This window comes from Cryobacterium sp. Sr3, assembly GCF_004402835.1.
Classification (GTDB): domain Bacteria; phylum Actinomycetota; class Actinomycetes; order Actinomycetales; family Microbacteriaceae; genus Cryobacterium; species Cryobacterium sandaracinum.
On sequence record NZ_SOFA01000038.1, the window covers coordinates 1 to 14,663 of the forward strand.

Sequence of the window (14,663 nt, forward strand, 5' to 3'; positions counted from 1 at the left end):
CGGCCACGCCGGCCGTCGCGGGCCGCCCGAGCCGTGCCGGGGCCGATCGGGCCGGCGGCCCGGGCGCGGGAGGCGTCGGCGGCGTCGGAAATGAGGACGAGGAAACGTCGCGGCTGGCCATGTCGCCAGCTTAGATTTGCGGCCTGTGAGTCCTCCGCAACGGCCCGTGACGGCCGCGGTGATCGGGCATATCGTCCCCGTGTTCACGCTCAGCCGGAGGAGAGACCATGCTCGGTTCCGACCCGGCCGCCGGGCGCGGAGCGGATGCCCAGTGGAATAGGGCAGGATCGAAGGATCATGGCAACTCTCACCGCCCTCCCGCATGTCACCGATCCGGATGTGCTGTTCGAGGCCTTCGAAACGTGGGCGGGGGAGCAGGGTCTGTCCCTGTATCCCGCGCAGGAAGAGGCCCTGATCGAGATCGTCTCCGGGGCGAACCTGATCCTCAGCACCCCGACCGGCACCGGTAAGTCCCTGGTCGCCGTCGGTGCGCACTTCGCCGCGCTCTCGGCCGGCAAGCGCACCTTCTACACGGCGCCGATCAAGGCCCTCGTCAGCGAAAAGTTCTTCGCGCTGGTGGAGATCTTCGGCGCCGAGAACGTGGGCATGATGACGGGGGATTCCTCGGTCAACTCCGACGCCCCGATCATCTGCTGCACGGCGGAGATCCTGGCCAACCTCGCCCTGAGAAACGGTGAGGACACTCCTGTGGACCAGGTCGTGATGGACGAGTTCCACTTCTACGGCGACCCCGACCGCGGCTGGGCCTGGCAGGTGCCGCTGCTGCTCCTGCCCGGGGTGCAGTTCATCCTCATGTCGGCGACCCTCGGCGACGTCACGTTCATCGCCGACGACCTCTCGCGCCGCACCCGTCGGACCACCGCGGTCGTCACGGGCGTGGAGCGCCCGGTGCCGCTGCACTACTACTACGAGACCACGCCCGTGCATGAAACGGTGGAGGAGCTACTGAAGACCGGGCAGGCTCCGATCTACATCGTGCACTTCGCCCAGGCGGCCGCGCTCGAACGGGCTCAGGCCCTCAGCAGCGTCAAGGTCGCCACCAAGGAACAGAAGGAGGCGATCGCGGAGCTGATCGGCGAGTTCCGCTTCACCACGAGCTTCGGCAAGACCCTGTCCCGGCTGATCCGGATGGGCATTGGCGTGCACCACGCCGGCATGCTGCCCAAGTACCGCCGCCTGGTGGAGCAGCTTGCTCAGCGCGGCCTGCTCCGCGTCATCTGCGGCACCGATACCCTCGGCGTGGGCATCAACGTGCCGATCCGCACCGTGCTCTTCACCGCACTCACCAAGTACGACGGCGTCAAGATGCGCCAGCTCAACGCCCGCGAATTCCACCAGATCGCTGGCCGCGCGGGCCGGGCCGGCTACGACACGGCCGGCACCGTCGTCATCCAGGCGCCCGACCACGAAACCGATAACCTCAAGGCCATCGAGAAGGCCGGCGACGACCCCAAGAAGAAGCGCAAGATCATCCGCAAGAAGGCGCCCGAGGGTTTCGTGTCCTGGGGTGAGCCCTCGTTCCAGCGGCTCGTGGCGGCCGAGCCGGAAACGATGCACTCGAGCATGCAGATGACCGCGGCGATGCTGATCAATGTCATCGGGCGCGGCGGTGACGCGTTCACCCACGTCCACGACCTGATCTTCGACAACCACGAACCCTGGAATCGCCAGCTCGCGCACGCCCGGCGTGCCCTCGGGATCTACAAGACCCTGCGCGCGGCAGGGATCGTGGAGCAAAGCGCGGCCGGGGACATCCGTCTCACCGTCGACCTGCAGCCCAACTTCGCCCTCAACCAGCCACTGTCGCCGTTCGCGCTCGCCGCGTTCGACCTGCTCGACGCCGACCCCGATGTGGCCGGCCCCGGCAGCGGCCACTACGCCCTCGACATGATCTCCATCGTCGAGGCCACCCTCGACAACCCGCGCCCGGTACTGATGGGCCAGCAGTTCGCGGCCCGCGGCGAGGCCGTGAACGCCATGAAACGCGAGGGCATCGAATACGACGAGCGGATGGCGCTGCTCGAGGAGATCACCTGGCCGAAGCCGCTCGAGGAGTTGCTGCACGTCACCTTCACCACCTACAAGGAATCCCAGCCGTGGATCGCCGACTTCGAGCTCAGCCCGAAGACGGTCGTGCGGGACATGTACGAGCGGGCCATGTCCTTCGGTGAGTTCGTGGCCTTCTACAAGCTCGCCCGCAGCGAGGGCGTCGTTCTCCGCTATCTCTCGGATGCGTACCGGGCCGCCCGGCAAACCATCCCCGACGACGCCAAGACGGAAGACCTGCTCGACCTGATCGAGTGGCTGGGCGAGCTGGTGCGCCAGGTCGACTCGAGCCTGCTCGACGAGTGGGAGGAACTCATCCACCCGGACCTTGCCGTGCACTCGGATGCTGCGCAGTCGGTGCTGCCGCCCGCGCCCCGCCGCCTGACCACCAATGCGCGCGCGTTCCGCATCCTGGTGCGCAACGAGCTCTTCCGCCGGGTGCAGCTGGCCGCGCTCGAGAACTATGACGCCCTGGGCGAGCTTGACCGGGAACACGGTTTCCACACGGATGCCTGGGTCGATGCCATGGACGGCTATTTCGCCCTGCACGACGAGCTGCTGACCGGGGCGAATGCGCGCAGCGCAGACCTGATCATCTTCGACGAGGGCGCATCCGTCTGGACCGTGCGGCAGATATTCGACGACCCGGCGGGGGACCACGACTGGGGCATCAGTGCCACGGTCGACCTGGCCGACTCCGACGAGCTGGGCGCCGCCGTCGTGCGCGTCACCGGCGTCGACCGGCTGTAGCGGGCCGGGCGGAAGCCGCACCGGGAGTACCGTGGGAGCATGACGCAGTCGCCAGCATCCGTCGCCCCAATCCGCACCGGACTGATCGGGTTCGGCACGTCCGGACGCGTGTTCCACAGCCCGCTCCTCGGCGCGAACCCCGAGTTCTCGCTCGACCTGATCGTCACCCGCGACCCCGTGCGGCGCGAGCAGGCCGGTGAGCGTCACCCGGGGGTGCGCCTGATGTCGACCGCCGAGGACCTGTTCGCCGCCGCGGACGACCTGGACCTGGTCGTGATCGGCTCACCGTCGGGCACGCACGTCGAACTCGCCCACGCCGCCCTCGACGCCGGGCTCGCCGTGGTCGTCGACAAGCCCTTCGCGGTGACGGCCCGGGAAGGCCGCGGCCTGATCGAGAAGGCCGTGAGCCTCGGCCTGCCGCTCACCGTGTTCCAGAACCGGCGCTGGGACGGCGACTTCCTCACCCTGCGTGGCGTAATCGAAGCGGGGGCGCTCGGCGATGTGCGCCGGTTCGAGTCCCGGTTCGAATGGTGGAAGCCGGAGCAGACCAAATCGTGGAAGGTCGGCGCGACCATCCAACAGGGCGGTGGGGTGCTCTTCGACCTCGGCGCCCACCTGATCGACCAGGCCCTGCAACTGTTCGGCCCGGTCGACGACGTCTACGCGGAGACCCTCATTCGACGCCCGGGTGGGGTCGCCGACGATGACACCTTCGTGGCGCTGCACCACGGGTCGGGGGTGCGCTCGCACCTGTGGATGAACGGGATCGCCGCCCAGGTCGGCCCGCGCTTCCACGTCCTCGGCTCCGAGGCGGGCTACACCAAGTGGGGCCTCGACGGCCAGGAGACCGCCCTCGCGGCGGGTGCCCGACCGACCGACCCGGGTTTCGGCGTCGACCCGGAGTCCGCCTGGGGCGTACTCGGACGGGACGGCGCGCTGACCCGGGTGCCGACCGAGCGCGGCAACTATGCGGCGTTCTACACCGGTCTGGCCGACGCGATCCTGCGTGGGGCTCCGATCCCGGTCGACCCGCGGGAGTCGCTGCGCACGATCACCCTGATCGAGCGCATCAACCTGCTGACGCACTAGGGCACGTGCGTCCCGGCCCCGCCGTTGCGGCGCACCCGGACGGACGGACGGGGCCGACTCCACCGCGTGGACGCTGTCCATCGCTTAGGGAGGGCCGTGCCCCGTGTCGAACCAATTCGACGGAGATCCTGCTGTAAAAGTGCGTTCTCGGCGTGACTGGGTGCGATTCGGCCACAATCTCCGTCGAATTCGTTCGCAACGGAGTTGTTGAAGGGACGGCCCGACCGTCCCGCGAGAATGCTCTCCCGCGTGGATGGCGGTGCCATCCGGAGCGTCCGTTTCCGCGTCGGTCTCGGCCCGGAGAATTGTGGGAACCCCACTGCCGTGCCGCCCCGACGTTCGAGGCGTGTCACCACCTTGACGAGCGGACTACCGGAGCCCTAGAGAGAAGCTGGGAATGTACCCCTGAGCGCGCTACCCAGTGGTGGTCCAGTCGAGGTTGATCACGTCCCGGATGTAGATATTCTCACCCAGACCCGACACCGACGGATTCATGCGCAACAGCTGCTGCACCGGTAGGTCGAAGCGCTGCGCGATGGCGAAGAAGTCGTCGCCCTCCAGCACGGAGTAGCTGGTCGGGGCGCCCGCACCATCGGTGACCGGGGCGCCGGTGGCCCCCGTACTGGCGCCCAGGTCGACGGCCGGGCCCTCGGGCAGCGGCTCCACGGGCACGGCCTCGGCGTTGGGCGTGATAGTCGGATTCGGCACAACCGGGGCCTCGGGCTCAGGGGTCGGCGTGGGGGTGGGAGTCGCAGTGGGCGTCGGCGTGAGGGTAACCGTCGCGGTGACCACCGGAGCGGGGGCGCCGGCGCACCCGGTGAGGCCGAGCGGGAGCAGCAGCATGGCGGCCAGAGCGACCCGCGCCCAGACAGGAGTGGTTGTCGGTCGCGCAGAATTCATCGGATGTCCCCCTCGCAGAAAGTTCCGTTCGTGCCCCCGAGCGGATGCGTCCAGCTTAGGGCGCGAGTGGCGATGTCAGCACTCGATCACGTTGACGGCGAGGCCACCCTCACTGGTCTCCTTGTACTTGGTCGACATGTCCAGGCCGGTCTGGCGCATGGTTTCGATCACGGCGTCGAGGGAGACGAGGTGCGTGCCGTCGCCGTGCAGGGCCAGCCGGGCCGCCGACACGGCGGTCGACGCGGCGATGGCGTTGCGCTCGATGCACGGCACCTGCACGAGCCCGCCGACGGGGTCGCAGGTGAGGCCCAGGTGGTGCTCCATCGCGATCTCGGCCGCGTTCTCCACCTGCCGCGGCGTGCCGCCGAGAACGGCGCAGAGTGCGCCGGACGCCATGGCGCAAGCGGAGCCGACCTCAGCCTGGCAGCCGCCCTCCGCCCCGGAGATGGAGGCGTTGGCCTTTACGAGCGAACCGATGGCGACGGCGGTGAGCAGATAGCGACGGATTCCCGCGGCATCCGCCCCGGGCACGAAGCGCAGGTAGTAGTGGCCGACCGCGGGGATGATGCCGGCCGCGCCGTTGGTGGGGGCGGTGACCACGCGGCCGCCGGAGGCGTTCTCCTCGTTGACGGCGAGGGCGAATGCATGCAGCCATTCGGTCGAGGTGTCGCGTTCACGCGACGGCAGCCGGTCATATTCCTCTAGCTGCATGCGCACGGCCGCCGCGCGGCGCTTGACCTGAAGGCCGCCGGGGAGGGTGCCAGTGGCCTCGAGTCCTGACTCCACGCAGTCGCTCATGGCGTTCCAAATCGCGTCGAGGCCGACGTCGAGCGCCTCGGCCCCGTGGATCGTCTCCTCGTTGGCGCGTGCGATGTCGCAGATTGCGACGGCGTAAAGGTCGCAGAGGGCGAGGAGTTCGGCGCTGGAGGAGTACTGCCGCGGCTGTGGCACGGCCCTGCATGGGCCGATCGGGTCGCCGTCGCGCCGAATGAAGCCGCCGCCGATCGAGTACCAGGTCTCCTCGAGCAGGGGGACGGCGTCGTGCCCCCAGGCCGTGAGGGTCAGCGCGTTGGGGTGGCCGGGCAGCCGGGTGCGCGCCTCGAAGGACACGTCGTCCTTTCGCACGGGGATGGCATGGCTGCCGCCGAGCATCAGCACGGCGTCGTCGGCCAGGCCGGACCAGGCGGAGCGCACGTCATCCGGGTCGCAGGTCTCGGGGCGGAGCCCGGAGAGGCCGGCCAGGACTGCGTCGGGCGTGCCGTGGCCGAGTCCGGTCGAGCCGAGCGAGCCGTAGAGCGAGCAGCCGATTCGGGCCACGTCGGCGAGCAGACCGGCCTCGCGCAGGTGGTCGGCGAAGGTGAGCGCCGCCCGCATCGGGCCCACCGTGTGGGAGCTGGAGGGGCCGATGCCGATGGAGAAGAGGTCGAGTGCCGACACATACGCAGTCATCCGACCATCGTAACCGTGCCGGGGTTGTGCCCCGGGGACGGATCAGCGGATGGTTTTGCGCGCCGTGATCTGGCCGGTGTCGAACCCGAGGAGGTGCAGCCCGCCGTGGAACCGGGCGTGCTCGATCTTGATGCAGCGGTCCATCACCACGGTGAGCCCCTTCGATTCGCCGTATTCGGCGGCCTCTTGGTTCCAGATGCCCAGCTGCACCCAGACGGTGGGCGCCCCGATTGCGAGCACCTCGTCGATCACGGCCGGGATGTCGCCGGCGCGACGGAACACGTCGACGATGTCGGGCACCTCGGGCAGCGACGCGAGGTCCGGGTAGGCCGTCTCGCCGAGGATCGTCTTCGCGTTCGGGTTGACGAAGTAGACCCGGTAGTCGCTCGACTGCTGCAGGTAGGTACCCACGAAATAACTGGAGCGGGCCGGATTCGGCGACGCGCCGACGATGGCGATGGACTTCGCCGCCCGCAGGATCTTCAGCCGGGCCTTGGCGTCGGGACCCACCCAGGTGCGCTGGGATTTCAGCAGCTTCGCGAGGGGGGAACCGGTGGGCACTGAGCAGCTGAGCCCATTGGCGAGGTGCACGGTGTCGTGCGCGGCGGCATCCGTGACCGTTGCGGCGGCGCAGTCGGGGGTGGCGTCGATGTTCACGTGGTGCTCGCTCATTTGGTCCCCGCAATCCGGCCAAGGGCCTGGTCGAGGTCGTAGATGATGTCCTCGACGTCTTCGATGCCCACGCTGATGCGGACCAGGCCGGGCAACACGCCGGCGTCGACGAGCTGGGTCTCGTTCAGCTGCGCATGGGTGGTGGAGGCCGGGTGGATGACCAGGGTCTTGGCGTCGCCGATGTTGGCGAGGTGGCTGGCCAGGTCGACCGATTCGATGAAGGTGCGCCCGGCGTCGCGGCCGCCCTTCACTCCGAAGCTGAAGACCGATCCGGGGCCCTGCGGCAGGTATTTGAGGCCGCGGTCGTAGTGCGGGTGGGCCGGCAGCCCGGCCCAGTTGACGTACTCGATCCGGGGATCGGCGTCGAGCCACTCGGCCACCGCGCGCGCGTTGTCCACGTGCGCCTGCATGCGGAACGGCAGCGTCTCGACGCCCTGGGCGAGGAGAAACGCGGAGTGCGGGGAGAGGGCCGGGCCGATGTCGCGCAGCTGCTCGGCGCGCAGGCGGGTGAGGAACGCGTACTCGCCGAAGTTGCCGGCCCACTCGAGACCGCCGTAGCTGGGCACCGGCTCGCCGAAGAGCGGGAACTTGTCGCTGTGCCAGTCGAAGCGTCCGCTCTCGACGACGACGCCGCCGAGGGTGGTGCCGTGCCCGCCGAGGAACTTGGTGGCGGAGTGGATCACGATGTCGGCGCCCCACTCGATCGGCCGGGTCAGGTAGGGCGTGGCGATAGTCGAGTCGATCACCAGGGGGATCCCGGCCGCGTGGGCGACGGCGGCGAGTCCCTCGATGTCGGCGACCTCGCCGGACGGGTTGGCCACCGTCTCGGCGAAGATCAGCTTGGTTTTCTCGGTGATCGCGGCGGCGTAGTCGGCCGCGTCGGCGCTGCGCACGAACGTCGTCTCGACCCCGAACCGGCGCAGCGTCACGTCGAGCTGGGTGATCGAGCCGCCGTAGAGGTTGGCACTGGAGACGATGTGGTCTCCCGAGCCGGCGAGGCTGGCGAAGGTGATGTACTGCGCGGACAGGCCGCTGGCGGTGGCGACGGCACCCAGCCCGCCCTCGAGGCTGGCCACGCGCTCCTCGAAGGCCGCCACGGTCGGGTTCGAGAGGCGGGAGTAGACGTTGCCGTACTTCTGCAGGGCGAAGCGGGCGGCGGCATCCAACGCGTCATCGAAGACGAACGCGCTGGTCTGGTAGATCGGCAGGGCCCGCGCGCCGGTCACGGCGTCGGGGATGTTGCCTGCGTGGATTGCCCGGGTCTTGAAACCGTACTCGCGATCTGCCATGGCCTTACGTTAGCGATGATCGGCGGGGGGTTCGGGACAAGGGCGTAACAGTGCGAAACGGATGCCGACTTGCGGCCGCCCCGGTGCCCGCGCCTGCCGCCCGGTCGGGCAGGATAAGGGCATGGAAGAGCGCGTGGAGACGGTCGTCATCGGCGGCGGGGCAATGGGGTCGGCGACGGCCTGGCAGCTGGCGCGGCGGGGCCGGCCGGTCACCGTGCTGGAGCGGTTCACGCCCGGGCACCTCAACGGCGCCTCGCACGGCGCCTCCCGCAATTTCAACACCGCCTACGCCGAACCGACCTACGTGGCGATGCTTGCCGAGGCGCTGTCGCTCTGGCGCGAGCTGGAAGCAGAGACGCAGAGCACACTCCTGCGTCAGGTCGGCGTCGTCAATCACGGGGCGAATCCGTCGTTCGACCGAGTGGCGGCAATGCTGGCCCGGGTGGGCCTGTGCGCCGAGTTCCTCGCCCCGGAGGCCGCAGCCGAACGCTGGCCGGGCATCCGCTTCGACGGCCGGGTGCTGTTCGCCCCCGACGCCGGCCGGGTGAACGCGGACGCCGCGGTCACCGCCCTGCAGACCGCCGCGGCCACCGCCGGGGCCGACGTGCGGCACAGCATCCGCGTGCAGCGCCTGGAAGTGCAGGGCGATGACCGGGTGCGGGTGACCCACGAGGCCGGCACGATCATCGCCCGCCGCGCCGTCGTCACGGTCGGCGCGTGGACCAGCGCACTGCTGGCCGGGGTGATCCCGATGCCGCGCCTCACGGTGACGCAGGAGCAGCCGGCGCACTTCGCCTTGCGCGACGCCTCCCCGGCCGCCGCCGCACACGCCGAGACCGAGTGGCCCGGCTTCAACCATGCGCCCGCCTGGTCCGACCCGCGCTACGGATACTGGTACTCGCCGGTCTACGGCATGTACACGCCCGGCCAGGGGATCAAAGCCGGCTGGCACGGCGTGGGTCCCGGCACCGACCCGGATGCGCGCAGCTTCCAACCCGAGCCCGTTCAGCTGGCTGCCCTGGCGCGCTATGTGCGCGAATGGCTGCCCGGCGCCGACCCCGACACGCTCGAACCGGTCAGTTGCACCTACACGACCACGGCCGACGAGGACTTCGTGCTCGACCGGGTGGGCCCCGTGATCGTGGGGGCTGGCTTTAGCGGCCACGGCTTCAAGTTCACGCCGACGGTCGGGCGAATCCTCGCCGACCTGACCACGGGCACCGCAGCCGCTCCGCCGCGGTTCGCCCTGAACCGGGCGCCGAACGCCGCGGCCGGGGGCTGGCTCTCCCGCCGTTGAGCGCCACCTCGCTGTTCGGCGTCGAACCAATTCGACGGAGATTCTGCTCTGAAAGTGCGTTTTCGGCCTGATTGCGTGCGATTCGGGCCAAATCTCCGTCGAATTCGTTCGGGACGGAGCTGCTGACACCGGCTCAGGGCAGCTGCGCGGCGGCGAGGGCGAGGGTGGCGATCAACGTCCAGGAGGTCAGACCCACGAGGAGGGCCCTGCCTCCGGTGCGCAGGATGGAACCGAGGTTCACGGCGGCGCCGAGCCCGAAGAGCGCGGCCGCGAGCAGGTAGGTCTGCACGGTGTCCGCGCCGGCCAACACGGCGTCCGGCAGCGGGGCGAACGTGCGCACGAGAACGGCGGCCAGGAAACCGGCCACGAACAGGGGCACGAGCGGCGGGCGGGACACGGGGGTATCCGTCACCGTGGCGACGCGCGTCTCGCGGCTGCGCTCGCCGACGGCGATGACGGCGACGATCGGCGCGAGTAGCAGCACCCGGGTGAGCTTCACGACGACGGCCACGGCCAGCGCGGCTGGCCCGGCGATCTGCGCGGTCGCGACGACCTGGCCGACGTCGTGCACGCCGGCGCCGACCCAGTGCCCGAACTGCAGATCGGTCAGACCGAGCGGATGCCACAGCACCGGCAGCACCGCGATGGCCAGCGTGCCGCAGAGGGTGACCAGGGCGATCGGGGTGGCGGTGTCGACATCCTTCGCCTTGACCACCCCGCTCATCGCGCCGATCGCGGACGCCCCGCAGATGGAGAAGCCGGTGGCGATCAGGATCGGCTGGCGGCCGGGCAGGCGAACCGCGCGCCCGAGCCAGTAGGTGCCGACGAAGGTGAGCAGCACGATCAGGACGGTGGTCATGATGGTCACCCAGCCCAAGCCCAGGATGTCCACCAGGCTCAGCTTCAGGCCGAGCAGCACGATGCCGATGCGCATGAACCGGGTGGCCGCGAGCTTCAGGCCCTTGGAAAGGACTCCCGTCAACGCACGGTGGGCGACCGGGAGATTACCGGCGACGATTCCGAAGGCGACAGCGAGCGTGAGCAGCGGCAGGGCAGGGATGACCGCGTGGACGATTCCGGCGAGCAGCGCGGCCGCGGCCGCGACCAGCACACCGGGCAGCCACATTGCACCGAGTTTACGGCCATCTTTGCCCGCGGCGGGCCTGGTACCCGTCGCCGATCCGTGAGAAAAGCCCCTCTCCCGCACGGGGACAGGGGCTTTGCTCACGGCTCGTCGGAGTGCTGCAGCCGATCTACCGGTGGTGGAACCGGGCGACCATCGGGCAGTCGAACGGGTCGCGGGCGCCGAGCCCGACCTTGTTCAGGTAAGCGATGACGATGCCGTAGGACTCGAAGAGCGACGTCTCCGTGTAAAGGATGTTGTGCGTCTTGCAGTATTCCTTGGTGATCTCCTGGGCCTTGCGCAGGTGCGGCCGGGCCATGTTCGGGAACAGGTGGTGCTCGACCTGATAGTTGAGCCCGCCCATGAACGTGTCCATGAACGTGCCGCCGCGGATGTTGCGGGAGGTGAGCACCTGACGGCGGAGAAAGTCCACTTTGCTCTCGTGGGGGAGCTGCGGCATGCCCTTGTGGTTCGGCGCGAAGGACGCCCCCATGTAGACACCGAAGACGGCCAGCTGCACGCCGATGAACGCGAACGCCATGCCGACGGGGAGGAAGTAGAAAATCGCGGCGACATAGAGCACGATGCGGGTGGTCAGCATACTGATCTCGAGCCAGCGCTTGTCGACCTTCTTCTTGCCGAAGACGGTTTTAAAACCCTGCACGTGCAGGTTGAACCCCTCGGCCATCAGGAGCGGGAAGAAGAGATAGCCCTGCTTGCGCGTGACGAACGAGCCGAGCCAGCTGACCTTCGCTGCGTCCTCTTCCCGAAAGACGATGAAGTCGGGGGCGATGTCCGGGTCCTTGCCGATGACGTTCGGATTGGCGTGGTGACGACTGTGCTTGTTCATCCACCAGGCGTAGCTGATGCCGACGAACAGGTTGGCGAGGATGCGCCCGGCACGGTCATTCGCGCGACCGCCCTCGAACACTTGGCGGTGCGACGCCTCGTGGGCGAGGAACGCGTACTGGGTGAGGATGATGCCGAGCACGCCCGCGACGATGAGCTGGTACCAGCTGTCGCCGAGCAGCACGAACGCGGTCCCGGTTCCCAGGGTGGCGAGCACGAGCATGGAGAAGACGAACCAGTAGAAACCGGTGGCGCGCTTCAGAAGTCCAAGGTTGCGCACGGTGTGCAGCAGCGATGAATACTCGGTGGTGGGGTTTTTCGAATCGCCACCCGGGCGGGTCTTGACAATGCGCACCGTGGGTGCGGCAACAGCTTCCGACATGAGGCCTTTGGTTTGTATCCGGACTTCTCAGTCGGTGATGGAGCAGACACTCGTAAAACAGATATCTATACTCTATGGGCCGGACCCCTTGGAAACGGGTGCTTTCACACCGCTTTCCCAGTCGGTATATGCCCACAGAGGCATATAAGTGGCTTCCGGTTTCCCGGAAAAGCACGTGAAAGTCAGCGCCAGCTGGGAAGCCAGATGTGCAGTTGCCAGAACGTAAACGGGGTCTGGATGCCCGTCCATAGCGGGTAGAAATACGCGCTGAGGAGCGCGGCCGCCACCAGGAAGCCCAGCACGACCCAGCGTGCCCGGGGGAGCAGGACGCCGATCACGAAAGTGAGGCCGAGGAGCAGGTAGGGCTCGAACGCGATCGTGTAGAACTGGAAGACCGTGCGGTTCAGGTACATCAGCCAGGGCAGGTAGCCGGCGACCAGCCCCATCAGGATCAGGCCGACCTGCCACTCGCGGTAGCGCGCCAGGCGATACACCAGGTAGAAGGCCGCCGCCGTGGCCGCCCACCAGATCATCGGATTCGCAATGCCGGTGATCGCCTCGGAGCAGGTGGCGACGTCGCATCCGTTCTCGCCCAGAGCGGAGCCGCGGTAGTACATGCTTGTCGGGCGGCTCATGAACAACCAGGTCAACGGGTTCGCCTGATACGGATGCGGCGTGGAGAGTCCGACGTGATAGGTGTAAGCCGCCACCTGGTAGTGCCAGAAGCTTTGCACCGAGTCGGGAATCCAGGCGAGGGCGCCGGTCCACGCGGCATCCGGCGTAGTGGCCCAGTCGCGGTAGTAGCCTCCCCGGGTGACGAACCAGCCGGTCCAGGAGGCCAGGTAGGTGGCGACGGCCACCGGCACGATCAGCAGGAAGGTCGCCGGTGCCTGCTTGAGCACGGCGGCGCTGAACCAGAACGGGAGCCCGGCGCGGCGCCGGGCGAGGGCGTCGACGAGAACAAGGTAGACGCCGAAGGCGGCGAGGAAGTAGATGCCCGACCACTTGACGCTGCAGGCGAGCCCGAAGGCAAGGCCGGCCGCGAGCAGCCAGGGCCGCCGCCACAGGGTCGGCCCCCAGCCCGGCTCCCGCCCGGCCTCACGCGCCTGGACCAGGCGGGCAGACAGCCTGGTGGCGTGCCGGTCCCGGTCGAGCAGCACAGCGCCAAACCCGAGAAGGGCGAAGAACATCACGGAGTTGTCCAGCAGGGCCACGCGCGACATCACGATGGCGTTGCCGTCGATGGCGAAAAGGAACCCGGCGATCACGGCCAGCACGGTCGACCCGAACAGCTTCTTCGCGATCAACATCAGCAGCACGACCGCCAGCACACCGATCAGGGCGGTGGCGATCCGCCAGCCCCAGCTGTGTTCGGGGCCGACGACAGCCATACCCAGTGCGATCAGCCACTTGCCGAGCGGCGGATGCACCACGAACGACGGGTCGGACAGGAAGACATCGGTCTGCCCGGCGGCGAAGAGGGCGTCCGCCCCCTCCGGCCAGGTCGACTCGTAGCCGAGGTTGTTGAGAGTCCAGGCGTCTTTCACATAGAAGGTTTCGTCGAACACCAGCCCGTGCGGCACGCCGAGATTCCAGAGTCGCAGCACCGCCGCGAGCAGGGTCACCGCCAGCGGCCCGGCCCAGAAGAAAACGCGGCTTGTCACGAACACGTGACCATCGTAGTGATCCGTGGCTGCGAGACTGGGACCATGATCCTCCTGGCTGCCACCCCGATCGGAAACCTGGGCGACGCGTCAAAGCGTCTAATCGAGGCGCTCGGCACGATGACGATTATCGCCGCCGAGGACACCCGGGTCACCGTGCACCTGCTCAAGGCCCTGGGCATCGAGAACCGCCCGCGGCTGATCAGCCTGCACGACCACAACGAGCGCGGCAAGGCGGCCGAACTCGTCGAACTCGCCCGCGACACCGACATCCTGGTGCTCAGCGACGCAGGGATGCCGACGGTATCCGACCCGGGTTTCCACCTGGTGGATGCCGCGGTGGCGGCCGGCGTCGTCGTGTCGGTCTTGCCCGGGCCGTCGGCCGTGCTCGCCGCGCTCGCCGTGTCCGGGCTGCCGACGGACCGGTTCACCTTCGAGGGGTTCCTGCCCCGCAAGCACGGCGACCGGGTTTCGGCCCTCCGCGAGGTAGCCGCGGAGCGGCGCACAATGGTTTTTTTCGAATCGCCCAACCGGCTGGCGGCCTCCCTCACCGATCTGGCTGCGGTGCTCGGGGCCGGGCGCCGCGTCGTGGTCTGCCGTGAGCTGACCAAATTTTACGAGGAAGTGAAGCGCGGTACCGCGACCGAGCTGGCTGAGTGGGCCGCCGGCGGGGTCAAGGGCGAGATCGCCATTGTGGTCGCCGGGGCGGAGGCACGCGTGCTGGATCTGGAGACCGGGGTGGTCGAGGTGCTCGCGCTGGTGGAGTCGGGCATCCGTCTCAAGGATGCGGCCGCCGACGTGTCCGCCGCCACCGGGCTCGGCAAGCGCTCCCTCTACGAGGCGGCGCTGGAGCGCAAGACGGGCAAGCCCGCCGCGGCCCGCGCGGACTTCCAGGCTCTGCCTCTGCCCTGACAGGAGTTCGCGGCCGGGGGGCACGACGGCGCGATCGTGCTCAGCAGATCCCGTGGACTACCCGCACCAAAAGGCGCACGGCCTGGACGTGCGGGAGTCCCTCGCCCTCCGGGACGCCCCGAACCGGACCCGGGCCCGGCCGCGCGGCAGGTGCTGCCGCCCGACTTCGGCCCACGCACCACGACGAACGCGGCACAAGGTAACACGGCCAGCGTCATCC

At 68.7% G+C, this 14,663-nt stretch carries 11 protein-coding genes; 4 read left to right on the forward strand and 7 right to left on the reverse strand.

The genetic code is table 11. The annotated features are described in order from the left end of the window. Nucleotides 1-297: 297 nt before the first annotated feature. Entirely contained in the window at nucleotides 298-2,817 is a 2,520-nt protein-coding gene (locus E3N94_RS11555) for a DEAD/DEAH box helicase (RefSeq protein ID WP_233191384.1), read from the forward strand. A gap of 39 nt (nucleotides 2,818-2,856) precedes the next feature. Next, nucleotides 2,857-3,906, forward strand: coding sequence for a Gfo/Idh/MocA family oxidoreductase (locus tag E3N94_RS11560; RefSeq protein WP_104100795.1), 1,050 nt, complete (start codon nucleotides 2,857-2,859; stop codon nucleotides 3,904-3,906). A gap of 414 nt (nucleotides 3,907-4,320) precedes the next feature. Here the strand turns inward: E3N94_RS11560 and E3N94_RS11565 are convergent, their stop codons facing one another. The 4 genes from E3N94_RS11565 to E3N94_RS11580 all read right to left on the reverse strand — a co-directional run bounded on the left by E3N94_RS11565 (nucleotide 4,321) and on the right by E3N94_RS11580 (nucleotide 8,216). Further along, on the reverse strand, nucleotides 4,321-4,806 hold the full coding sequence (locus E3N94_RS11565) for a LysM domain-containing protein (protein WP_134343507.1): 486 nt from the start codon (nucleotides 4,804-4,806) through the stop codon (nucleotides 4,321-4,323). A gap of 75 nt (nucleotides 4,807-4,881) precedes the next feature. Beyond that, on the reverse strand, nucleotides 4,882-6,255 hold the full coding sequence (locus E3N94_RS11570) for an L-serine ammonia-lyase (protein WP_134401731.1): 1,374 nt from the start codon (nucleotides 6,253-6,255) through the stop codon (nucleotides 4,882-4,884). 42 nt (nucleotides 6,256-6,297) lie between these two features. After that, on the reverse strand, nucleotides 6,298-6,789 hold the full coding sequence (locus E3N94_RS11575; protein ID WP_241976895.1) for a CoA-binding protein: 492 nt from the start codon (nucleotides 6,787-6,789) through the stop codon (nucleotides 6,298-6,300). A 134-nt stretch (nucleotides 6,790-6,923) separates the two neighbouring features. Then, entirely contained in the window at nucleotides 6,924-8,216 is a 1,293-nt protein-coding gene (locus E3N94_RS11580; RefSeq protein ID WP_104100798.1) for an O-acetylhomoserine aminocarboxypropyltransferase/cysteine synthase family protein, read from the reverse strand. A 121-nt stretch (nucleotides 8,217-8,337) separates the two neighbouring features. Here E3N94_RS11580 and E3N94_RS11585 point away from each other — a divergent pair, with 121 nt between their 5' ends. Next, entirely contained in the window at nucleotides 8,338-9,513 is a 1,176-nt protein-coding gene (locus E3N94_RS11585; protein ID WP_134401729.1) for an FAD-dependent oxidoreductase, read from the forward strand. A 133-nt stretch (nucleotides 9,514-9,646) separates the two neighbouring features. Here E3N94_RS11585 and E3N94_RS11590 read toward each other — a convergent pair whose 3' ends face one another. From E3N94_RS11590 to E3N94_RS11600, 3 genes are all read right to left on the reverse strand, one after another. Then, nucleotides 9,647-10,639, reverse strand: coding sequence for a putative sulfate exporter family transporter (locus E3N94_RS11590; RefSeq protein ID WP_134401728.1), 993 nt, complete (start codon nucleotides 10,637-10,639; stop codon nucleotides 9,647-9,649). A 127-nt stretch (nucleotides 10,640-10,766) separates the two neighbouring features. Further along, nucleotides 10,767-11,867, reverse strand: coding sequence for an acyl-CoA desaturase (locus E3N94_RS11595; protein WP_134343501.1), 1,101 nt, complete (start codon nucleotides 11,865-11,867; stop codon nucleotides 10,767-10,769). 182 nt (nucleotides 11,868-12,049) lie between these two features. Further along, complete coding sequence (locus E3N94_RS11600; RefSeq protein WP_134570283.1) at nucleotides 12,050-13,537, reverse strand: phospholipid carrier-dependent glycosyltransferase; 1,488 nt, start codon at nucleotides 13,535-13,537, stop codon at nucleotides 12,050-12,052. A gap of 39 nt (nucleotides 13,538-13,576) precedes the next feature. Between E3N94_RS11600 and rsmI the strand changes: the two genes are divergently transcribed. Beyond that, nucleotides 13,577-14,443: a 16S rRNA (cytidine(1402)-2'-O)-methyltransferase gene (rsmI, locus tag E3N94_RS11605; RefSeq protein ID WP_134420449.1), complete on the forward strand. Its 867-nt coding sequence runs from the start codon at nucleotides 13,577-13,579 to the stop codon at nucleotides 14,441-14,443. Nucleotides 14,444-14,663: the final 220 nt, after the last annotated feature.